Annotated in this window: 16 protein-coding genes and 1 pseudogene; 7 read left to right on the top strand and 10 right to left on the bottom strand. The window is 64.7% G+C overall.

What is annotated here, in order from left to right; genetic code table 11:
- Positions 1-31 precede the first annotated feature (31 nt).
- The 3 genes from ELS24_RS13925 to ELS24_RS13915 form a co-directional block, all read right to left on the bottom strand.
- Positions 32-931 carry a hypothetical protein gene (locus ELS24_RS13925; protein ID WP_127184457.1) on the bottom strand — a complete coding sequence of 300 codons (900 nt, stop codon included), beginning with the start codon at positions 929-931 and terminating at the stop codon, positions 32-34.
- Positions 932-2,044 (bottom strand): type IV toxin-antitoxin system AbiEi family antitoxin, encoded by a 1,113-nt coding sequence (locus ELS24_RS13920; RefSeq protein ID WP_127184456.1) that lies wholly within the window; start codon positions 2,042-2,044, stop codon positions 932-934. It lies immediately after the preceding gene.
- A 135-nt stretch (positions 2,045-2,179) separates the two neighbouring features.
- The gene (locus tag ELS24_RS13915) at positions 2,180-3,091 is read right to left on the bottom strand and encodes a LysR family transcriptional regulator (RefSeq protein WP_050444966.1); all 912 of its coding nucleotides are present in this window, start codon (positions 3,089-3,091) and stop codon (positions 2,180-2,182) included.
- Between the two features lie 151 nt (positions 3,092-3,242).
- On the opposite strand from ELS24_RS13915, the gene ELS24_RS13910 reads away from it, so the two are divergent.
- Both ELS24_RS13910 and ELS24_RS13905 read left to right on the top strand, forming a co-directional pair.
- Entirely contained in the window at positions 3,243-4,655 is a 1,413-nt protein-coding gene (locus ELS24_RS13910) for a M20 family metallopeptidase (RefSeq protein ID WP_127184455.1), read from the top strand.
- Between the two features lie 41 nt (positions 4,656-4,696).
- The gene (locus ELS24_RS13905) at positions 4,697-5,677 is read left to right on the top strand and encodes a Bug family tripartite tricarboxylate transporter substrate binding protein (RefSeq protein WP_127184454.1); all 981 of its coding nucleotides are present in this window, start codon (positions 4,697-4,699) and stop codon (positions 5,675-5,677) included.
- A gap of 94 nt (positions 5,678-5,771) precedes the next feature.
- Here ELS24_RS13905 and ELS24_RS13900 read toward each other — a convergent pair whose 3' ends face one another.
- The 7 genes from ELS24_RS13900 to ELS24_RS13870 all read right to left on the bottom strand — a co-directional run bounded on the left by ELS24_RS13900 (position 5,772) and on the right by ELS24_RS13870 (position 14,573).
- The gene (locus ELS24_RS13900) at positions 5,772-8,159 is read right to left on the bottom strand and encodes a catalase (protein WP_127184453.1); all 2,388 of its coding nucleotides are present in this window, start codon (positions 8,157-8,159) and stop codon (positions 5,772-5,774) included.
- 10 nt (positions 8,160-8,169) lie between these two features.
- Entirely contained in the window at positions 8,170-8,784 is a 615-nt protein-coding gene (locus ELS24_RS13895; RefSeq protein ID WP_127184452.1) for a hypothetical protein, read from the bottom strand.
- 120 nt (positions 8,785-8,904) lie between these two features.
- Positions 8,905-9,801, bottom strand: coding sequence for a LysR substrate-binding domain-containing protein (locus tag ELS24_RS13890; protein WP_050444970.1), 897 nt, complete (start codon positions 9,799-9,801; stop codon positions 8,905-8,907).
- 73 nt (positions 9,802-9,874) lie between these two features.
- Entirely contained in the window at positions 9,875-10,771 is an 897-nt protein-coding gene (locus tag ELS24_RS13885; protein WP_205736971.1) for an ABC transporter permease, read from the bottom strand.
- A gap of 2 nt (positions 10,772-10,773) precedes the next feature.
- The gene (locus tag ELS24_RS13880) at positions 10,774-11,724 is read right to left on the bottom strand and encodes an ABC transporter permease (RefSeq protein ID WP_127184451.1); all 951 of its coding nucleotides are present in this window, start codon (positions 11,722-11,724) and stop codon (positions 10,774-10,776) included.
- Between the two features lie 16 nt (positions 11,725-11,740).
- Complete coding sequence (locus ELS24_RS13875) at positions 11,741-13,393, bottom strand: peptide ABC transporter substrate-binding protein (protein WP_127184450.1); 1,653 nt, start codon at positions 13,391-13,393, stop codon at positions 11,741-11,743.
- Between the two features lie 46 nt (positions 13,394-13,439).
- On the bottom strand, positions 13,440-14,573 hold the full coding sequence (locus tag ELS24_RS13870; RefSeq protein ID WP_127184449.1) for an NAD(P)/FAD-dependent oxidoreductase: 1,134 nt from the start codon (positions 14,571-14,573) through the stop codon (positions 13,440-13,442).
- A gap of 341 nt (positions 14,574-14,914) precedes the next feature.
- Here ELS24_RS13870 and ELS24_RS13865 point away from each other — a divergent pair, with 341 nt between their 5' ends.
- From ELS24_RS13865 to ELS24_RS13845, 5 genes and pseudogenes are all read left to right on the top strand, one after another.
- Positions 14,915-15,328: a Rid family hydrolase gene (locus tag ELS24_RS13865; protein ID WP_164741254.1), complete on the top strand. Its 414-nt coding sequence runs from the start codon at positions 14,915-14,917 to the stop codon at positions 15,326-15,328.
- Positions 15,315-16,670, top strand: a complete 1,356-nt coding sequence (locus ELS24_RS13860) for an NAD(P)/FAD-dependent oxidoreductase (protein ID WP_127184447.1) — start codon at positions 15,315-15,317, stop codon at positions 16,668-16,670. Before ELS24_RS13865 ends, ELS24_RS13860 begins: the two co-directional genes overlap by 14 nt.
- An 11-nt stretch (positions 16,671-16,681) precedes the next feature.
- On the top strand, positions 16,682-18,214 hold the full coding sequence (locus ELS24_RS13855; protein WP_240669510.1) for an aldehyde dehydrogenase family protein: 1,533 nt from the start codon (positions 16,682-16,684) through the stop codon (positions 18,212-18,214).
- Between the two features lie 8 nt (positions 18,215-18,222).
- Positions 18,223-20,024: pseudogene (locus tag ELS24_RS13850) on the top strand (dipeptide ABC transporter ATP-binding protein).
- 58 nt (positions 20,025-20,082) lie between these two features.
- Positions 20,083-21,216, top strand: a complete 1,134-nt coding sequence (locus tag ELS24_RS13845; RefSeq protein WP_164741253.1) for a serine hydrolase domain-containing protein — start codon at positions 20,083-20,085, stop codon at positions 21,214-21,216.
- The last annotated feature ends 104 nt before the right edge of the window (positions 21,217-21,320 follow it).

Here is a 21,320-nt window from a genome sequence, read left to right as displayed (position 1 = left end):
CAGAGGGCGCGTGGAGGACGGTCACGACAACCTACTGCACTCGCAGCGCGATACCAGCCAACAGCGCTTGGACAAGTCCGGCAGCATAGCGCTGCGCACGCACGCAAGCGTCCTCATCGTGTGCGTGGTGAAACCGCGCGTACGCGATCGGTCCCAACTTCAAATGCCCCGTGCCTAGGTGATCGTCGCAGAATCGTCGGCGCAGCGCGTCCAGGCCCGCGTCAACGGCAGCGGGATGATCCCCCGAAAAGATGCGATTCACGAAAAGCTCCACGACCTGTTCAATCGGTCCTGCATACTGCAGTACGTGGACGATATCCGCCGCGTCCTTGTTTTCATGCCGGTCATCCAAAGCCAACGCCTTCAAGATGACAAAGGCGGGTACATCCGCATAGCGAACTCGTTCGGAAGACATGCCACCACCCTCTAAAAGCAGGCCACTGACAATCTGCTCTTCAAACCAGTCGTGCGTGATCCCCGCGAATTTCACTGTCAATGCTGACACCCGCTCTCCGTCGACGCTTACCGCCCTGCCCGGCTGTACGGTTCCCGCGTCGCGCAGAAATTCAATCATCACGTGGTGCGTATCGTCCACTTGGCGCGTCCATCGCCACGACGAGGCTACTCCCCGAGCATCGACATAGCGCGCGAAACCACGATGTAGCAATTGCTTGGAAAGCGATGCATAGCCTTCACCTTGCGCGATGATTTGCAGGTTGAGCACCACATCAACATCCGACGTACCGGCATGATGCGGGACTTCAGGAGGGGAAGCAGGTGTCAAATAGCGCGGAACCAAACCGCCCACAAGCCGCAACGATGTCTTCAGACTGCCGAATGCGCCATATAACGTCAGCAAGGTTCGTTCACATGCCACGGTCACGTCCGAGCGATAGCCTTCGGCGACCCTCGGTTTGACTTCATCCGCCATTTACAGCTCCAGTTTTTCGCGCACCCTTTGCGCTAACTCCTTATTCCTACCATGGCCATTCTGTAGGTCAAGGTAAAGGATGAAAGGGCTGGATAAATGGGACTGGTCCTGCATGAAATCGTGACGAAACAGCATGCTTGCGCCATCTCGTTCCACCAAGGTGACGTTGGATCCTTGGTCTACCGGCTCAAGCGCCAGCGCGTGGGCAAACGCTTCTGATTCGCCAGGTGCAATAACAATGTCGACGGTGTCGACGTGCGTCAACAGCGGTGCATAAAGGTTAGCCGCCGCCGCACCGCTGAATGCCCAGGGGGTTGATATCTCTGACTGGCGCAGGCGATCAGCCAGTTGGCGCATGAGCTGATCTGGACGCTGGGCAAACGTATACCAGTGACTCGCTGGATTCTTGCGCAGCACCCACTGCTCTGCCCACGCATCCAATAGCAGCCCTGGTTCGACAAGCCGTCGCCGCAGAGTGCGGCCGGCGCCGCTTGCTTGGCACCATTCCCGTTTTTCCAGCTCTTGCAGCACAACGGAGCAGGTATACGTAGAGGTTTGCGCGCGCTCGGCCAATTCCGCCCCGGTAATCCAGGCGCCGCGAGACATCAACAAGGCGTGCACGACGTTTTCGCGCGCACCGCTAAAGAGAGGAATCGAACGCGCCTTGGCCGGCACGCGCTTCGCGCGTTCAATATTCACCAAGCAATGGCGCCACCGCAGGTAAAGGCACCCGTCTGGTTCGAAGTAGCCAATGCCGCGTTCGCGTAGCAGGGCTTTCGCACCCGGGCTTAATGAATCGGCAGCCACCATCGGAATCTGGTTTCGCTTGGCAGCGTCAGGTACCTCGGATGACTCCAATTGCCATATGGCTTCCCGAACATCTCGCGGATAGGCGTGGCGAACCGTACGCACAACGATATCCACCTTGCTTTGGTTTGCTTGCAGCGTCACGACAGGCAGACGGCGCTTATCTTCGGCGGATACCGCCCTTGTGCTGACGCCAACCAATGCAAAGCCCGTGGCGTCGACTAGAGCCGCCGCCAAGCGGGCCGCCATCTCGCGCTCTTTGGCGCTAAGAGCAAATCGATCTTGGGTATCAATTGCTAAGTTCATGGCTGGCCTGGATTGTCTCGGCGTAGAGGTCTGGCAACCGACCGGAAAGAATTGCCTTAGCTAAAACAGTTAGCTTAGCTGTGCAGCTAATCTTAGCTTAATAGCTAATCCAGATGCGTTGCAGTTTGAACCGGACTACTCCGGCCACCTCGGTGCAGCCGTCAAACGATCAGCCATGAACGCCAGGAACTCCCGCGCCAGCAGCGGCAGGGTTCTGCCTTGCAAGGTCAGTACCTGGATGCTTCGTTGCCGCATTTCCGGATTGCTGAACGGCACCGCCGCAAGCCCGCCTTCGCCGCCCAACTGCCCCATCAGCGTCAGGTAACCGGACAGGGCAACGATCTGGCTTCCCGGCAGCATGGGCAGGAAGGCGGCGGAATGGTTCGACACGTAGGCGGGTTCGATGTGCAGCCCGGCGTTGGCGCAGGCGGCGTCGAACAGTTGCCGCACCGTGGTGCCCTGGTCGCCCAGCGACAGCGGAAAGTTCACCAGTTCGCGCATGCTGACGCTGCGGCGGCTGGCCAGCGGGTGCTTGCGGCACATCACGGCGTAGACGGGTGCGCGGGTCAGCAGTTCTGTTTTCAGGCGGTCGTCCTGCGCCGTGGTGTAGCGCAGGGCCATCTGCGACAGGCCTTCCAGGATGTGGCGGCTGACCTCTTCCGGGCGTTCCACGTGCAGATGAAAGCGTGCCTCGGGCCGCATGCGCTTGAACTCGGCCATGCACAGCGGCAGGAAGTGATGCGCGAAACCTTCGGTGCACGCCAACCGTATGGTGACGTCGCCCACGTGGCTGCGTTGGCGGATTTCGGTGGTGATGCGCTCGGCCTCCAAGGCCGCCGCATTGGCGTAGGCGGCAAGCTGGCGTCCGGCCTCGCTTAGTTCCATGCCGCGCGCCTGGCGCTCGAACAGCGCAATGCCCAGTCCGTCTTCCAGTTTGGCGATCTGGCGGCTGACGGCGGAGGCGGCCACATGCTGCGCCGCCGCCGCGCCAGCAATCGAGCCGCTGCGGGCAACCTCAAGAAAATATCGCAGGCCTAACGAAATCATGCTGCCTTCCCCCTCATATTGACCCCAATCAAGCTGTTTTTCATGCCATGCCTAAAAGGCAATGCAAAGGTGCTAATTATCTAATTGTGGCATGTACTGATGCGTAATAACTTTGTGCCTTCTTTTGCAACCTTGCGTCTCGAGAGCCGCCGTGAACCGTGAACAAGCCGTCCTGCAAGCCGTTGAAGCCTTCGACAACGGCACCCTTGAATCCACGCTGGCGCGCCGCGTCGCCTACGCCACGGAAAGCGAGGTGCCGGACCAGGCGCCCACCCAACACGCCTACCTGAACCAGGACTTGATTCCGACCCTGACCGAGTTGGGCTTCACCTGTGAGGTGCATGCCAACCCCGCCGGGGTCGACCTGCCCATCCTGGTGGCGCGCCGCGTGGAACAGCCGGGGCTGCCGGCCGTGCTGATGTACGGGCATGGCGATGTGGTGCGCGGCAATGCCGCCAAATGGGAAGCCGGGCGCGACCCGTGGCGCCTGCAAGTGGACGGCGACCGCTGGTATGGACGCGGCACCGCCGACAACAAGGGCCAACATTCCATCAACCTGGAAGCGCTACGGCAGGTGATCGCCGCGCGCGGCGGCAAGCTGGGCTTCAACGCCACCTGGCTGATCGAGACCGGCGAGGAAGCCGGGTCGCCCGGGTTGGCCGCGTTCTGCGATGCGCAGCGCGATGCCCTGGCCGCCGACGTCTTCATTGCCAGCGACGGGCCGCGCCTGCATGCGACGCGCCCCACCCTGTTCATGGGGTCACGCGGCGCGGTGAACTTTGAATTGTCCTTACGTGCCCGCGAACGCGGCTATCACTCGGGCAACTGGGGCGGTTTGCTGGCCAACCCGGCCATCGTGCTGATGCACGCCATCGGCTCGATGGTGGACGCACAAGGCCGCATCACCGTGCCGGGATTGCGCCCGCCCCCCATCCCCGCCGCCGTGGCTGAGGCCCTGGCCGACCTGGAGGTGGGCGGCGGCGAAGACGACCCCGAGATCAACCACTGGTGGGGCGAACCCGGACTGTCCGCGCCGGAAAAGGTGTTCGGCTGGAACAGCCTGGACGTGCTGACCTTTGGCGCGGGCGACCCGGCAAAACCGGTCAACGCCATTCCGCCCGAAGCCGTGGCGTGGTGCCAACTGCGTTTTGTGGTCGGCACCGACTGGCGCGCGCTAGAAACCCATGTGCGCGAACACCTGCGCCAAGGCGGCTTTGAAGACGTGCAAGTGCGCATCGGCATGCAGGGCGGCGCCACCCGTCTATCGCCCGACAACGCCTGGGTGCGCTGGGCCGCCGCGTCGCTGGAACGCACCACTGGCAAGCGCCCCGCGCTGCTGCCGAACCTGGGCGGTTCGCTGCCGAATGAAATTTTTGCCGACCTGCTGGGCCTGCCCACGCTGTGGGTGCCGCATTCCTACCCCGCCTGCGCGCAGCACGCGCCCAACGAACATCTGCTGGGCAGCGTGGCGCGCGAAGGGCTGGCCATCATGGCGGGCCTGTACTGGGATCTGGGCGACCAAGGCGCAAGCCTGCGCCAGACCCCGCGTGCAACAGCGGCCTGAACCTGATTCCGATTTTTTCCTGACTGACCGAGAGCGTTGCAATGACCGCTAGATTTTGTGCCGCCGTGATGGCGTTCAACCTTGCCGTCGCCGCCTATGCGGGCGAGGCCCACGCCGCCTATCCCGAGCAGACGATCAAGATCGTCGTGCCCTTTACGCCCGGCGGCGCCACCGATGCCGTGGCGCGACTCTTGGCCAACAAGCTGTCGGGCAGCCTGGGCCAGTCCGTCATCGTTGAGAACCGCCCCGGCGCATCCACGGTGATCGGCGCCGACGCAGTGGCGCGCGCGCAACCCGACGGCTACACCTTGCTGCTGTCGGGCAGCACCACGTACACGGTGCTGCCGGCGCTGAAGCCTTCACTGCCCTACGACCCGCTGCGTAGCTTTGAGCACATTGGCATCGTCGCCATCGCGCCGGTGGTGCTGCTGGCGCAGAACGGCCTGGCCGCCACCACGGTGCAGGAAGCCGCCACGCTGGCCAAGCAGCAAAGCAGCAAGGGCGGGCTGATGTACGGCACCTTTGGGCCGGGTTCCGCACCGCATCTGGCCGGAGAAATGTTCGCCGAGGCCGCCGGCGCGAAGATGATGCCCGTGCCATACAAGGGCAGCGCGCAGTTGATCACCGCGATGATCGGCGGCGAAGTGTCCTTGGGCGTGGACACCGTGTCGTCCGCCGCGCCGCAGGTGCGTGCGGGCAAAGTGCGCGCGCTGGCCGTTACCGGCGACCACCGCATGCCGCAGCTGCCGGACGTACCCACCTTCGCCGAAGCCGGCATACCCCAGGTGTCGTTCGTGGGCTGGTACGCCTTGGCCGCCCCCGCGCGCACGCCCGCGCCGGTTATCGATACGCTGAACCGCGCGGTGGAAAAGATCATGCAAGACCCGCAAGTGCGCAAGGCGGTGTCGGACCTGGCGCTGGAACCGGTGTACTTGCCGGGGCAGGAGCTCAAGGAGCGGATCGCGAAAGAGGTGAAAACGTTTGGAGACGTGGCCAAGCGGGCCGACATCAAGCTGGAATAAATCCAGACCAGAGCCAGCAAGAAAAGCCAGAAAAAACGCTTGGCCCCGGCACGTTTCAAACGTCCGGGGCCAAGCGCGCTTACGTCAGACCGCCCTACACCATCGGCGGCATCGTTTCCCGCTCAGGGTGCCGATGCATGGCCAGCGCCTGGATGAACGCCGCCGCGCTTTTTGCCGGCGCGCCGCCGCCCATCAACAGGCCACTGTCCGCCTCGTCGGGCGCAATGCCCGCCGACCCGAACAACTGCCCTCCCCGGCCCAAGCCCAGCAAGGTCTTGCCGTGCCGGAACGCATCGCGTAAGAACTCCAGCGCGCGGCCATCCGCCTGCAAGCGCGTCACCGCGCCTTCGCCGCCAGGCACCACCGCGCCGTCGAACAGGCCGGACGGATGATTGTCCAGCGATGCATCGGCGTCGAACATGCCGCCGCCTTCGGCCTGCACGGGGCCAATGCGTTGGCCCACCAGGCGCACCACCACACCCGCCTGGATCAGCGCGTCAGCCACCGCCGTCACCGCCGCGCCGTCCACGCCTTCCGCCACCAGGATGGCAACCTTGCGCGTGGCCACGCCGCCGTCGCCCGGCCTTGCGGTCAGCGACAGCGCGGGCGACACCTCGACTTCCGGCTTGGGCGGCTGCGCCGCCGCGCGCGGCATCGGTTCGGGCAAGGCCATGCCCAACAGGTCGGCAACACCTTGCGCCAATTCATCGGACACATTGCGCAGCGACGCCACCATGCGCTGGCGGATGGCGGGCACCGTCACCTTGCTCAGTTCAAACGAGAAGGCGTGAATGATGTGCTGCTTTTCCCAATCAGTCTGGCTGTTGTAGAACAGCGTGGCCTGGTTGTAGTGCTCGGCGAACTTCTCGGGGTGCCCGCGCAATTCATCGCCCGCGATCGGCTCGGGGAAAGGCACAAAGCCCTGCATGCCCGCCTGGAACGGACACCCGCCCGCCAGCGAGTTCGGTTCGTAGGCCACGCGGCCACGGTGGATGGCTTGGCGATGCATGCCGTCGCGCTGGTTGTTATGCACCGGCGCCACCGGCGCGTTGATGGGAATTTCGTGGAAATTGGGGCCGCCCAGGCGCGAGATCTGCGTGTCCACATACGAATGGATGCGGCCCGCCAACAGCGGGTCGTTCGTAAAATCCACGCCCGGCACCACGTGCGCCGTACAGAACGCCACCTGCTCGGTTTCCGCGAAGAAGTTATCGGGATTGCGGTCCAGCACCATGCGGCCGATGGGCGTGATGGGCACCAATTCCTCGGGCACGATCTTGGTGGCGTCCAGCACGTCGAAGCTGTAGCGCTCGGCGTCTTCCTCGGTGAAGATCTGCACACCCAGTTCCCATTCCGGGCCGTGGCCCGCGTCAATGGCTTCCCAAAGATCGCGGCGGTGGAAGTCGGGGTCGGCCCCCGATACCTTGACGGCTTCGTCCCACACCTGGGAATGCGTGCCCAGAACCGGGTTCCAGTGGAACTTCACCAGGCGTGACTCCCCGCTGGCGTTGACGAACCGAAAGGTATGCACGCCAAAACCCTGCATCATCCGATAGCTGCGCGGAATGCCCCGGTCGGACATCACCCACATCAGCATGTGAGTGGACTCCGGCATCAAGGAAACAAAGTCCCAGAACGTGTCGTGGGCGGACGCCGCCTGCGGCATGCCGTGATGCGGCTCGGGTTTTACCGCGTGGACCAGGTCCGGGAACTTCATCGCGTCCTGGATGAAGAAGACAGGCATGTTGTTGCCGACCAGGTCCCAGTTGCCTTCGTCGGTATAGAACTTGACCGCGAAGCCGCGCACGTCGCGCGCGGTGTCCTTGGAGCCCCGCTCGCCCGCCACGGTGGAAAAGCGCACGAACACCGGCGTGCGCTTGCCGGCTTCGGCAAACAGGGACGCCGCGGTCAGGTCGGTCAAGGGCTTGTAGCACTCGAAGTAACCGTGGGCGGCCGAGCCGCGCGCGTGCACGATGCGCTCGGGAATGCGTTCGTGATCGAAGTGCGTAATTTTTTCACGCAGGATGAAGTCTTTCAGCAGCGCCGGCCCGCGCACGCCCGCCTTGAGCGAATGCTGGTTGTCGGCAACCGGCACGCCCTGGTTGGTCGTCAACGGCTGACCGCTGCCGTCCGAGCGCACCCGTGACAGGCGTCCGTGCACCTCGTTGACCCCAGGCGCGGCGGCGTCGCCGGTCTTGGCGGTGGACTCGGATTCCGACAAGGAACTGGCGCCCACCGAGGGGTCGGGCGGTGTCGTCTGCGCGCCGGTGTAAGGACAGCGCGCGGCCTGTTCCCCGTATTCGGCGGCTTTGTTGGCGTTGTGGGGCATGGACGCAGCCGTGGCGCCCACGGCGGCCGCGCGCTTTAGCGCGGGTTCGGTCGGCTTGCCCGAGGGACCGGCGGCCGGGCCGCTGTCGGTGTTCATGTATGCAGTGGGCAATGCGCCAGCGGCGCCCTTGGCTGCGGGTTTCTTGCTTGCCATTGAGTCTCTCCTAGTGTTTCAGCATTTCGCCGCGCGCCTGCTCGGCGCGCGAGGCGCCGATGGCGGTCTTCACTTGTTTGACTTCTTCAGGCGGGGGCAACACGGCAGGTAGTCCCAGCGACTCCACCCACAGCTCGCGCGACCATCCTTGCGTGTGATACAGGTGGTGGTCTTCGTCCTGCGCCACCGCGTCGTGGGCCTGTTTCAGAATCGCGGCTTCCTTGCCGGAATGCTGCTCGGCCAGCAGCCCGATCAGCGACCAGTTGGCGTGGTCTTTGGTCTCGGCCAGCACCACGCATTCCGTCGCCACCAACTGCGCGGCATCGGCATCGCCCGCATTGATGGCCATTTTCATGGCCTTGACCAGCGACTCGCCAAGGTGACGCACCACCTCGCGCCCCGGCGTCTGCTCGGCGGGGTCAAGTCCCAGTTGTTCAAATACGGTCAAAAGCACACGATGGTGCGTGCGCGTTTCTTCCAGGTATTCCTTCCATTCCTTCTTCAGGTCCTCGTTGAGGGCACAGGACACGGCGGTCTCGTACACCGTCAGGCCGCCGATTTCAGTCTCCAGCGCCTGGTAAAGCAATTCATTGATTTGTTTGGCGTTTGCCGTTTTGCGTTTCATCAGGGGCTCCTTGTCCATGGGGGTCAATTCGCCGGTTGCGCCCTGCGTGCACGAACCCGGCGGCATGACGCGCAGCTTCAGCAAGCGGCATGCCCAACCTCGTGCCCCCCACCCCAAGGGCTATGCGTAGGACGCAATGATGGCTTTGGATTCCACCAATTCGCTGACGATCCAGTCTTCCACCAGCTTGACTTGCCGGCGATGGCGCAAGGTTGGCCGGCGCACCAGGTAGTACGACACACCGGTGGGCACCGCACGGCGCAGCGGCACGACGACACGACCATCCTCAATGGCCTGGTGCGCCAGCACTACGTCCGCGATGGCCACGCCCAGGCCGGCCTCGGCGGCGCTCAACGCCATATCCAGTGCGTCGAAATCCAGGCCGCCGCGCGTCAGCAGCTCGATACCGGTCTTCTCGGACCAGGTGATCCAGTCCTGGTGGTCGGGCAAGGGGTGCAGCAGCGTGGACTCGCGCAAGCCGCGCTCGGGGTCGGCGGCATCGATGTGGCCGGGCGCGCACACCGGCACGATCCATTCGGCGTAGAGTTCGGTGGCGTCTTCGTGCGAGAAGTTGCCAAGCGCGTAGCGGATACCCAGGTCGGAATCCGTTTCATCGGCCGTCATGTCGTTGAGCCGTGTGCGCACCACGACCTTGATCATCGGGTATTGCTCGTGAAAACGCCGCAGCCGGGGAAACAGCCAACGCAGCGCAAAGGTGGGAATCACGCGCAGCGTCACAATGTCCTGATCGGTATGCGTGGGGTCGATGGCGTTGGCGATATGGTCGAACGCTTCCTTCACCGTCGTGGCAAGCTTGCGCCCGGCCTCGGTGATTTCCAACCCGCTGTGGGTGCGCAGAAACAGCGTCTGCCCCAACTGCTCTTCCAGGATGCGAACCTGCCGGCTGACCGCGCTTTCGCTCACGTTCAAAATCTGCGCGGCCTTCTTGACGCTGGTGTGGGCCGCCACGACTTCAAAGCAACGTAGCGCGTTCAGCGAGGGCAGACGTCGAAGCATCCCGGTCTCCAGGGCGTGTGAGGGTGGCTAGGCTCGGATCAAGGGGGACCGGCTGGCGCGCGCGCGGGTGATTTCAGTGGCTGCGCGGCTCGAGTATATTGCGCAGCCCTTCGCCGATGAAGTTCACGCTGGTCACGGTCAGCGCGATCGCCACGCCGGGCACGATGGCCAGCCAGGGCGCCGAAGTCAGGTAGATCTGGGCGTTGTTCAGCATGTTGCCCAGGCTGGCCACGGGCGGCTGGATACCGTAGCCCAGGTAGCTCACATAGGACTCCAGCAAGATGGCGCGCGCCACGTTCAGGGTAGCGACGATGATGATGGGGCCCATGGCGTTGGGCAGCAGTTCAACAACCATGATGCGCAAGCCCGATGCCCCGACCGTGCGCGCCGCCGCCACGTATTCCGCATTGCGCAGCGAGCGGTACTGCCCCTCGACCAGGCGCGCCACTTCCATCCAGCAGGTTGCCGAGATCAGGATGGTGGTTGAAACGATGCCCGGCTTGACCAGCATGGCCAGGGCCAGGATCAGGAAAATTGTCGGAAACGCCAGCATGGCGTCGACAAACCGCATCAGCAAGGCACCCACGAAGCCACGCCGGTAGCCGGCGACCATGCCCACGATAGTGCCGATCACCACCGATATCAGCATGGCCGCAAAGCCGATCGTCAGCGAGATCCGCCCGCCAGCCATCAGGCGGGCCAGCACGTCGCGGCCCAGCTCGTCCGTACCCAGCAGATGCCCGGCGCTTAGCGGCGGCGCAAAGCGGTTAAGCACGTCGATATAGCTGGCGTCCAGACGCAAGACCAACGGCCCCGCGAAGCACAGCAGCACCATCAGGGCAATGGCGACGACGCCAGCGGTCGCCAATTTGTTGCGCGCCAAGCGACGCCAGCCGGCGCGCAGTGGGCCGGGCGGACAGTACGCGCCGCCGGCCGTGACCGGATCAGAGATTCCAGGGGCTTTCATCATGCTCAGTCCATCCGAATACGAGGATCGGCGATGGCGTACAGCACATCGGCCAGCAACGAGCCCAGCATCACCATGATGGCGGACAGCATCAGAATGCCCATGACCACGGGGTAGTCGCGGTATTCCAGCGAATCGAAGAACAAGCGGCCCATGCCGGGCCAACTGAACACCGTCTCGGTAATCAACGCGCCGCCCAGCAAGGTGGGGAACTGCAGGCCGACCAGGGTGATCATGGGCAGCAGCGCATTGCGCAAGGCATGCGACAGGATGATGGCGCGCCCGCCCGCCCCCTTGGCGCGGGCGGTGCGAATGTAATCCTGCTCCAGCGTCTCGATCATGGACGAACGCATGAAGCGCGCCCACACCGCCGTCTCGACCAGCGCCAGCACCATCACCGGCGCAATCATGTGATGCGCCAGGTCCAGGAACGAACCGTCGCCGAAGGTCTGCTGGTTACCGGCCGGCAGCCAACCCAGCTTGATCGAGAACAGGTAGATCGCCATCAGGCCGAACCAGAACGTCGGAATGGACAGCGCAATCATCGCGCCTACCGACGACAGCGCGTCCATCAAGGAATGCCGCCGCACCGCGCCCCAGATGCCGATTATGCCGCCCAACAACGCGGCGATCACGGTGGATACCGCCATCAGCGACAAGGTCGCGCCGATGTGCGAACCAATGGTGGCCAGCACCCCGATGCCGTCGCGGTAAGACGCCCCCCAATCGCCACGTACCATGCGCAGCAGCCAGTCGCCGTACTGGATAAGGAAGGGACGGTCCAGCCCCATGCTGCGGGTCAGGCGGTCGATATCCTCTTGCGCCATGTTCGACGATTGCGCCAACTGCGACAGCGGACCGCCCGGCGACAGGTAGAGGATGCCGAATCCAATCAGCGAAACCAACAGCAGCAGGACCAGGGATTGGCCGCCGCGCTTGAGCAGGTATTGGGTCATCTAAAGACTCCGCCCATCAGCTTGCCCAATACCAACTGCGCATGTTCCAGCAGTTGGACGAGCTGTTGATATTGTTTTCGTAGCCGACCAGCTTGTCCTTCACGGCTTCGATGATGACGGTCTGCGACACGGGCAGCATCACCAGGTCGGTCCTGACGATCTCCTGGATACGGTGATAGATGCGTTTGCGCTCGTCCCGATTGAATTCCCGAGTGCCCTGCATCAGCAACTGATCCATTTCCGGGTTCTGGTATTGATAGGTGTTCAGACCGCTGCCGCCCTTGGCGGGTATGGATGCGCTGGAGAAGCGCGCGGTCACGTCGGGGTCGCTGCCTTGCAGGAAGTTGGACGCCACCATGACCGACTGGTATTGCGACTTCTGCCAGAAATTACCCCAGATGACGGCCGCGGGCATGTTCTCGATGGTCATCTCCACCCCGATCTGCCGCCAGTCCTGCATCAGCAGTTGTTGCGACTGCTCGCGTGCCTGCGCGCCGGCCGTCGTGGAATTCGTGAACGCCAGACGCTGGCCGTTCTTGACCCGGATGCCATCGCTGCCCGGCACCCAACCGGCCGCATCCAGCAAGGCGCGCGCGGCCTGCGGGTCGTAGCGGTGCGCTGGCAGCGCGTCGTTGTACGCCCAGTGGCCTTTAGGCACATAGGATTCCGTCGGCAGCGGCCGGCCCTGATAAATGGCCTTGATGCGGGCTTCCTTGTTCATGCCCAGGTACAGGGCTTGGCGCACGGACTTGTCCGCGAACGGGGCAAAGCCCAGGTTCAGCGCCACGTGTTCAATAAACGGCGTGGGCACCGCCATGATGCGCGCACCCCGCAGCTTGGCCGCCTCTTGTTCGAAGCTGGGCTGGATGCCCGACAGCCCAAGGTAGTCGATCTGGCCGCTGCGGAATTGCGTATACAGCATCGTCTGGTCGGGGATGTATTTGAAGATGACGCGCAACAGGTAGGGGCCCTGGCCGTGATAGGCGGGATTGCGTTCCAACTGGATATGGTCGCCCGCGCGGCGCGCGCCCCAGCGGAAGGGGCCCGTGCCCACGGGCGCCTGGTTATACGGCGCGGTGTTGGGGTCGGCGGCCGTGGCAAGTATGTGTTCCGGCACCATGAAGGTCTGGGACAGCACCGACATGTACGGCGTGAAGCTGCTTTCCATGCGCCAATGGATTTCGTCATCGGCCACGACGGTGATGTCGCGCACCAGCGAATGGCCGACGCGATTGCGCGCCCGGAACGCAGGGTTGTTGATCAATTCCAGCGTGTACTTGACGTCGCGGGCAGTGAACGGCTTGCCGTCGTGCCAGGTGACGCCCGTCTTCAACTTCACCTTCCAGACCAGGCCGTCGGCCGACAGACCGCCGTTGGCGACAGACGGCACTTCGCGCGCCAGGTCGGCCACGATGTTGCCTTGCGCGTCGATGAACCACAGCGTGCTGAACAACTGCCACCACACGCCCTGGTCCACTTCGCTGCCCGGCATCAGCGGATTGAATACCGTGGGTTCCTGCGAAATGCCGGCAATCACCTGTCCGCGCGGGGCGGACGGCGGCGTGGTCGTGGCTGGTGCCGCTTGTGCCCAGGCGGGCGCGGCCATCAAGGTGCCGGCCGTGGCCGACAGCTTCAGGAAATCCCGTTTGGAAATCTTGTGTTGGATCATGGCTTGCGTTTCCCCGTTGTGGTTTGCTTGTTTGAATTTGCCGGAATCAGGCGGATCGCAGCGTGGCGCGGTCGGGCGACAACGCCTCGGGCGTCAGGCCACGGGCTTGCAACGCGTCGGGCAAGGCATTGCGCTGCGCCAGCGCCGCCACGGCCTGCCCCATCGCTGGCGAGGTCAGCACGCCGCAACCGCCCAGCGCCGCATACCAGATGAAATCAGGGCTGTCGGCGCGCGCGCCGCAGACCGGGTTGCGGTCGCGCACATAGCTGCGCACGCCCGCCCAGACGCTGAGGGGTCGCGGCACGCGCAAGCTCGTTTCCATCTCAATGTTGTAGATGCCCTGCGCCACGTCCAGCTCTTCGGGATAGACCTCGCCCGGGGCCACCGGTTGCGCGTCGGCGGGCGAGCCCATGAAGCAACCATGTTCCGGCTTGACGTACCACTGGTAGTCCGCGTTGCACACATGCGGCCAGTGCCCGCCTTCCGAACCGGGCAGCAGCGGAAAGGTAAAGGCCGTGCGCTTGTACGGCGTAATGCCGATGGGCGCCACGCCCGCCATCTGGGCAATCGTGTCAGCCCAGCCGCCGGACGCATTGACGATCACGTTGGCGGTGTAGTCCTCTTCCTGGGTGCGGATGCGCCACTTGCCGGCGTGCCGTTCTATCCCCTGCACCGGCGTATTGGTCGCCAGCACGGCCCCGTTGCGCTTGGCGCCTTTCAGGTAAGCCTGCAGTAGCGTGTTCACGTCGATGTCCTGCGCATCGGTTTCATGGACGCCCAGGTCGAACTTGTCGGCCAGCAACGCGGGGAACAGGGCCATCGCTTGTTCGCGGTCCACCCATTCGGCGTTGCCGCCCGCTTGCCCGATACGGGCGTGCAAGGTGTCCAGCACGGCCTTTTGAGCATGGCGGCCCAAGGTCAGACTGCCGCGCTGCTCGATCAGGGGAAGGTCGGCAAAGCCCGAGGGCGGTTCATAAAAGAACGCGCGGCTGGCAGCGGCCATGGCGCGCATCTGGTCGGCCGAAATGCCAACGGTGAACTGGCCGGCGGTACGCCCCGAACTATGAAAGCCGAAATGCGGCTCTTGTTCGATCAGCGCCACCTTTCCCGACCGAGAAAGAAAGTAGGCGGCTGCCGCGCCTGAAATCCCGCCGCCCACAATGACAAAATCCACCTGCATCCTGCGTTCCCCTTTCATCTGGAATGCCGCGAGGCCTGCTGCGCGGCGCCGGGCTGTTCCCGGAATGACCCGATTGAATCCCAACGCCTTCGGCAGTGTCGAGTCGAATAAATGGAATCGAAACCGCAATAATCTGCACCGGGTCCGGGGTCGCCCAAGCGCGGGGGAACGCGCTACGGGAAAACCATGACCAGGCAAGTGCCCTGCCCCGCGTCGTGGCGAAGCGGCCATCCGCCGTCGTTCTATTAATTGCATCCCGCCCGCGATTTTTTGACATCGACGCGGCAACGCCTTTCGCGCGATCCTGCTCGCCAATGACGCACTCCTGGATGAACACCCACATGAACGACAACACCCGCCAACACGGCAGCCGCAAAGCCATCTACTCCGGCAGCGAGTATGAACGCACTTACAGCTATGCGCGCGCCGTCGCGTTGAACGGCCACATCCGCCTGTCCGGCACAACCGGCTACGACTATGTCGCCGACGTGCTGGCCGACGGCGCCCAGGCGCAGACCGAGCAGATCCTGCGTAATGCGCAGCATGCCTTCCAGCAGGCGGGCGCGTCGCTGCGCGATGTGGTTCGGGTGCGTATTTATATCGCCCGGCCCGAAGACTACGACGCCGTCATGGACGTGTACGCGGCGGCGTTTCGGGGCATAGATCCCGCGTGCACCACCGTGCAGGCCGGCTTGTTCGATCCCGCCATCCGGGTCGAGATCGACATGGACGCCATCGTCGATGCCACCGCTTAACCTGTTGCACCATGCGCCGGCCGACGCGGTGTCGCGCCTGCTGGACAGGGCCGAGCCCCTGCCCGCCACGGCCGACGTGGTCATCATCGGCGGCGGCATCATGGGCTGCAGCGCCGCCTGGTATCTGGCTCGCGCCAATCTGAAAGTGGTGCTGCTGGAAAAGAACCGCATTGCCTCGCAGCAGTCGGGACGCAATTGGGGCTTTGTGCGGTCGCTCTACCGAGACCCGGCCGAGCTGCCCCTGGCGGCGCAGGCGCTGTCGCTTTGGCCCGGCTTGCGGGCAGAGCTGGGCCACGAGACAGGTTGGATGCGCAGCGGCTGCCTGTTCCTGTGCGCCGACGAGTCCGAGCGCCGGTCCTACCAGGCTTGGCTTGCCGAGGCCGGAGGCCGGGTCAGTGACACGCGCATGCTGAGTCCCGACGAGATCGCGGCGCGGTTTCCGATGGTGTCCCGGCGTACCGAAGGCGGCATCATCGCCGAATCGGATGGCCAGGCCGAACCCACCCTGGCGACCCTGGCTTTTGCCCGCGCGGCCATCGGCGCCGGCGCCGTGGTGCTGGAAGATTGCGGCGTCAGCGCCCTGGACGTCGCGGGCGGCAGCGTGTGCGGCGTGCAGACCGAACACGGCAGCGTGCGCGCCCCCATCGTCATCTGCGCGGCCGGCGCGCAGACCTTTCGCCTGTTGCAGGCGCTGGATGTGAAACTGCCGCAGAAGGTCGTACGCAGCACCGTATCGCTGACAGCGCCGCTGCCCGCCATGGGCCTGCCTTGCTTCGTGGGCTACGGGCTGGGCTTGCGTCAGCGGCCCGATGGGTCCTGCATCATCGCCACAGATGCCGGCACCGATATCGACCTGACGCTGGACTCTTTGCGCGCCTCGCATTATTTCCTGCGTGAAGTGGTGCGCAACCACAAGGGCTTTTCGTTCCGCTTGGGCAAGCCCTTCGTCAATGACCTGTACACCCGGCTGTCGGTGCCGAAATCGGATTGGGCGATCAAGCCCCGCGATCCGGACATCGCCCCCAACACGCATCGCGTGCGCGACAACCGCAAGCGGTTCGCGGAATTGTTCGCGCGGATGCCCCCCGTTGAAATCGTCAAGTCCTGGGCTGGCAACATCGACGTCATGCCGGACGCGCTGCCGGTGATCGATGCCGCCTGGCCGGCTCGCGGCCTGATCATCGCCACGGGGTTTTCCGGACACGGATTCGGCCTGGGTCCCGCGGTCGGCAGCACGCTTGCCGCATTGGCCCGAGGCGCCGAACCCAAGACCGACCTGGCGCCGTTCTCGGCCGACCGTTTCCTGCGTGGAGCGTATTCACGCCCCTACGCGGCCATCTAATTCCTGGAGCAATGATGTCCGAACCCGCCCTGCCCCTTCCCAGCCATGCAGAACTACAACGCATGGCCGCCGGCCTGCGCTTGCCCGACCGCGCCTTTATCGACGGCGACTGGTCGGCGTCCGATAACGGAGCGCTGATCGAAACCAGCAACCCCGCCACCGACGCCGTGCTCGGCACGTTGGCCCATTGCGGTCAAAAAGACGTGGACCGCGCGGTGGCGGCGGCGCGCTCGGCGTTCCGCAGCGGCGCCTGGTCGCGCTGCGCACCGGAGCAACGCAAGGAAGCCCTGCTGAGGCTGGCGGCGTTGATCCGCCGTGATGGCGTCAAGCTGGCCGTCATGGAAAGCCTGGAAAGCGGCAAGCCCATTCGGGACTGCCTGCGCGAGATCACGCAGGAAGTGCCGGCGATCTTTCAGTGGTACGGCGAATTGGTGGACAAGAGCTACGGCCACGTGGCCCCGACCGGGCAGGAAGACTGCGCGATGGTCGTGCGCGAACCCATCGGCGTGGTGGCGGCGGTGCTGCCCTGGAACTTTCCCCTGCTGATGGCCACGTGGAAACTGGCTCCCGCGCTGGCCAGCGGCTGCTCGGTCATCGTCAAGCCAGCCGAAGAAACGTCGCTGACCACCCTGGCCCTGGCGGCGCTGGCGATCGAGGCGGGCATTCCGCCGGGCGTCTTGAACGTGCTGACGGGGCCGGGCGAAACCACGGGACGCTTGATCGGACAACACCCTGACATCGATGCCGTGTCGTTCACCGGGTCCACCGACGTGGGGCGGCTGTTCCTGCAATACGCAGGGTCCAGCAACCTGAAAACGGTGGGGCTGGAGATGGGCGGTAAAAGCCCCTTCATCGTCCTCGATGACGCGGACCTGACCGACGATCTGATCGACAATGCCGTGATGGCCGCGTTCTGGAATGGTGGTCAGAATTGCTCGGCCAACATGCGCCAACTGGTGGCGCGGTCGCGGCAGGACGCCTACGTGGAGAAGATCATCGCGCGAACCAAGCAGATCGTGATCGGAGACCCGCTGAATCCGGCAACCGACATGGGCCCGCTGATTTCGGCGGGCCAGCGCAACCGCGTGCAGTCCTATGTGGCCAAGGGCCTGGAGGAAGGCGCGCGCCGCGTGCTGGAAGCCGGTGGCGCGCCGGGCGGTCGCGGGCACTATCTGGGTCCCACCGTCTTCGCGGACCTGCGTCCGGACATGGTTATCGCCCGCGAAGAGATCTTCGGCCCGGTCCTGGGGGTCCTGCCGGTGGACAGCATGGACCAGGCGCTGCAGATTGCCAACGGCACCGATTACGGCCTGCATGCCACCGTCTACACCCGTGACCTGGACCGCGCCATGTACTTCGCGCGCCGCCTGGAGTGCGGCACGGTCGCGGTCAACGGCTTTACCGAGGGTGACATCAAGACCCCCTTCGGCGGCTACCGGCGCTCGGGGTCGCTGGCGCGCGACAAAGGGCTGGAGGCCATGGCGCAATACCAGCAGATCAAGACGATCTGGTTGCGTCTGTCCGCAATGGGGCTGAGCGCGTGAACGCGCCGGTGCTACGCGTCGCCGGCCTGCACACCCGCTTCCGGGTGCCGGGCGGCTGGAAGACCGTCGTCAACGGCCTGGACTTCGAGGTAGCCCCGCGTGAAACGGTGGCCGTGGTGGGCGAATCCGGCTCGGGCAAAAGCGTGACGGCCATGTCGATCATGCGCTTGCTCAACCCGCGCGATACGCAGGTGTCGGGCAGCGTCCTGCTGGGCGGCCGCGACCTGCTGGCGCTGCCCGAACCCCAGATGCGCAAGATTCGCGGCGCCGATATCGCAATGATCTTCCAAGAGCCGATGACCAGCCTGAACCCGGTGCGCACCATCGGATTCCAGGTGGCTGAATCGCTGATGCTGCATCGGGGCCTGGACTGGCCGACGGCGCAGGCCGAGGCGCTGCGCCTGCTTGAGAAGGTACGCATCCCGGCCGCGGCGACTCGTTTGAAAGACTATCCGTTCCACCTGTCGGGCGGCATGCGCCAGCGCGTCATGATCGCCATGGCGCTGGCCTGCCGGCCCCGGCTGCTGATCGCCGACGAGCCGACCACCGCGCTGGACGTCACGATCCAGGCACAGATTCTGGCCCTGATCCGCGAACTACAGCAGGAAGACGGCATGTCGGTGCTGTTCATCACGCATGACATGGGTGTGGTGGCGGAAGTGGCGGACCGGATGGTCGTGATGTGCGGCGGGCAGCAGATCGAATGTGGCGACACCGCTCGTATTTTCGATAGGCCCACCGAGCCCTATACGCGGGCCCTGTTGGCGGCCGTGCCGCGCCTGGGCGCCATGAAAGACGTAGCGCGTCCGATGCCGTTTCCCGCCATCGACCGTCAAACCGGAATCAAGACGCCAGCCCGGGAAACGGCGAACACCGCGCGCGCCGACGCCCCGCCTGTGCTCGAGGTTCAGGCGCTGACGATGCGGTACCGCATGGGTTCGGGGTTGCTGTCGCGCGACCGCGGCATGGTACATGCCGTCGAGAACGTGTCGTTCAGCGTACAGCCAGGCGAAACCCTGGCGCTGGTGGGCGAATCGGGTTGCGGCAAGTCCACCATTGGCCGCAGCATCATGAACCTGCTGACGCCAACCTCGGGCACGGTGCGGGTCAATGGCCAGGACATCCACGCAGCCAGGGGCCGCGACCGCGACGCCATGGCGCGCCATGTGCAGATGGTGTTTCAAGACCCATTCTCCAGCCTGAATCCGCGCAAGACCGTTGCGGCGGCAGTCGCCAGCCCCCTGATCGTGAACAAGGTCTGCAAGGGCGACGCACTGCGCGCCCGCGTGGCCGAACTGCTGGCCTGCGTGGGCCTGGACAGCGCGGCCGGCGACCGCTACCCGCAGGAATTCTCGGGGGACAGCGCCAGCGCATCTGTATCGCCCGCAGCCTGGCGCTCGGGCCGTCGTTGCTGGTGGCCGACGAGGCAGTATCCGCGCTGGACGTATCGATCAAGGCGCAGATCATCAACCTGATGCTGACGCTGCAACGCGACCTGGGGCTGGCTTATCTTTTCATCTCGCACGACATGGCCGTGGTGGAGCGCGTAAGCCATCGCGTCGCGGTGATGTACATGGGCGAGATCGTCGAGATCGGCTCCCGCGCCGCCGTGCTGTACGACCCCCGCCATCCCTATACGCGACGCTTGCTGGACGCCGTGCCCGTGGCGGACCCGGGCGCGCGCCTGGCCATGCCGCGCCATCTGATCCAGGACGAGATCCGGCACACGCTGCGCCCGCCCGGCTATACGCCACCCCGACGGCGCTACCAGGAAGTCGCGCCCGGCCACTTTGTGATGCAGGACGACTAAGGCCCGCATGGCGCGCGCCTGCCGTCCACCACCCATGAATTCAAATCTGGAACCTGCCATGCCCCTGACGCCCGCCCTGAAGACGCATCTGATGCGGTTCTACGACGGAACCCTGCTCCCCGACGAACTTGCGCTGGCGCTGTCCAGCGACCCCGGCTGGTTTGCGTCCGACACCGTGGCGCGCGGCGAGCGCGTGCGTGATCTGCCACTGCGGCCCGGCGGCATGCCCGCCTTGCGCATCCAGGATCAAGGGCGTGTGTTCGACCTGTACGACTATCTGGCCACCAACGGCGTGGCCGGCCTGTTGGTGATGAAGGACGGGCAAGTCGCGTTCGAGACCTATCAGCGTGGCATCGCGCCTGAAACGCGCTGGAACTCGTGTTCGCTGGCCAAGTCGGTGGCGGCGACGCTAGTGGGCGTGGCGCTCAAGGAAGGGCTGATCCACTCGCTGGACGATCCGGTGACGCGGTACGCGGACTTGGGCGGGGTCTATCGCCAAGTTACGCTGCGCCAGATGTTGCGCATGTGCTCGGGCGTGCAATGGAACGAGGACTACGGCGACGCGGCCTCCGAGCGCCGTCAATTGCTAGACATCCAGACCCGCTGGCAAGCAGGCGGCATCCGAGACTTCATGAAAGGCCTGCCCGCGCGCCAACCGGCGGGCCAGGCCTGGGCGTACAACACGGGGGAATCGTATCTGCTGAGCGCGGTGATGGAAGGCGCAACGGGCCAGCGGCTGGTCGACTACCTGCAGTCGCGGCTGTGGTCGCGCATCGGCATGGAATCCGACGCGACCTGGTGGGCGGAATGCCCCGGCGGCATGACGATCTCGGGCAGCGGCATGAATGCCACCCTGCGTGACTACGCACGGTTCGGGCAATTCGTCCTGGAAGGCGGGCAACTGGATGGCGAACGCCTGCTGCCCGAGGACTGGGTGGCGCAGGCAGGAACCCCGTACCGTATTGGCGACACTGAAATTCCCTACGGCTACATGTGGTGGGTGCCAGAGTTGAAGGACCCCGCCCTGGCCGGCGCCTTCCAGGCAGAAGGCATCTATGGGCAGTTCATCCACATCAACCCGGCGCACAAGCTCGTTGTCGTGGTGCTGAGCGCGCGCGGCAAACCCAGCTATAAGAAGCGCGTCGAGATCAACGACGACGCCTTCTTCGCGGCGCTGGCCCGGGCGTTCTAAGCGCTTTGGGCCAAGACGAGCGAGTCCGGCCGCCTCAACGTTGACGTCGCCATACTGAAGTCGCCACATAAGCGCCTTCACATTGATGTCCCCAATTAGCTTAG

Source organism: Achromobacter spanius (assembly GCF_003994415.1).
Taxonomy (GTDB): Bacteria; Pseudomonadota; Gammaproteobacteria; order Burkholderiales; family Burkholderiaceae_B; genus Achromobacter; species Achromobacter spanius_C.
The sequence above is the reverse complement of the archived record's forward strand: the minus strand, read 5'-3'. Positions and strand labels throughout refer to the sequence as shown.

What these genes read in the sequence shown, in the direction of transcription:
- ELS24_RS13890 (WP_050444970.1), bottom strand. Translation starts at nt 9,801, where the DNA reads ATGCTTCGACGTCTGCCCTCGCTGAACGCGCTACGTTGCTTTGAAGTC.
- ELS24_RS13870 (WP_127184449.1), bottom strand. Translation starts at nt 14,573, where the DNA reads ATGCAGGTGGATTTTGTCATTGTGGGCGGCGGGATTTCAGGCGCGGCA.
- ELS24_RS13915 (WP_050444966.1), bottom strand. Translation starts at nt 3,091, where the DNA reads ATGATTTCGTTAGGCCTGCGATATTTTCTTGAGGTTGCCCGCAGCGGC.
- ELS24_RS13845 (WP_164741253.1), top strand. Translation starts at nt 20,083, where the DNA reads ATGCCCCTGACGCCCGCCCTGAAGACGCATCTGATGCGGTTCTACGAC.
- ELS24_RS13855 (WP_240669510.1), top strand. Translation starts at nt 16,682, where the DNA reads ATGATGTCCGAACCCGCCCTGCCCCTTCCCAGCCATGCAGAACTACAA.
- ELS24_RS13880 (WP_127184451.1), bottom strand. Translation starts at nt 11,724, where the DNA reads ATGACCCAATACCTGCTCAAGCGCGGCGGCCAATCCCTGGTCCTGCTG.
- ELS24_RS13885 (WP_205736971.1), bottom strand. Translation starts at nt 10,771, where the DNA reads ATGATGAAAGCCCCTGGAATCTCTGATCCGGTCACGGCCGGCGGCGCG.
- ELS24_RS13875 (WP_127184450.1), bottom strand. Translation starts at nt 13,393, where the DNA reads ATGATCCAACACAAGATTTCCAAACGGGATTTCCTGAAGCTGTCGGCC.
- ELS24_RS13895 (WP_127184452.1), bottom strand. Translation starts at nt 8,784, where the DNA reads ATGAAACGCAAAACGGCAAACGCCAAACAAATCAATGAATTGCTTTAC.
- ELS24_RS13920 (WP_127184456.1), bottom strand. Translation starts at nt 2,044, where the DNA reads ATGAACTTAGCAATTGATACCCAAGATCGATTTGCTCTTAGCGCCAAA.
- ELS24_RS13905 (WP_127184454.1), top strand. Translation starts at nt 4,697, where the DNA reads ATGACCGCTAGATTTTGTGCCGCCGTGATGGCGTTCAACCTTGCCGTC.
- ELS24_RS13865 (WP_164741254.1), top strand. Translation starts at nt 14,915, where the DNA reads ATGAACGACAACACCCGCCAACACGGCAGCCGCAAAGCCATCTACTCC.
- ELS24_RS13860 (WP_127184447.1), top strand. Translation starts at nt 15,315, where the DNA reads ATGCCACCGCTTAACCTGTTGCACCATGCGCCGGCCGACGCGGTGTCG.
- ELS24_RS13925 (WP_127184457.1), bottom strand. Translation starts at nt 931, where the DNA reads ATGGCGGATGAAGTCAAACCGAGGGTCGCCGAAGGCTATCGCTCGGAC.
- ELS24_RS13900 (WP_127184453.1), bottom strand. Translation starts at nt 8,159, where the DNA reads ATGGCAAGCAAGAAACCCGCAGCCAAGGGCGCCGCTGGCGCATTGCCC.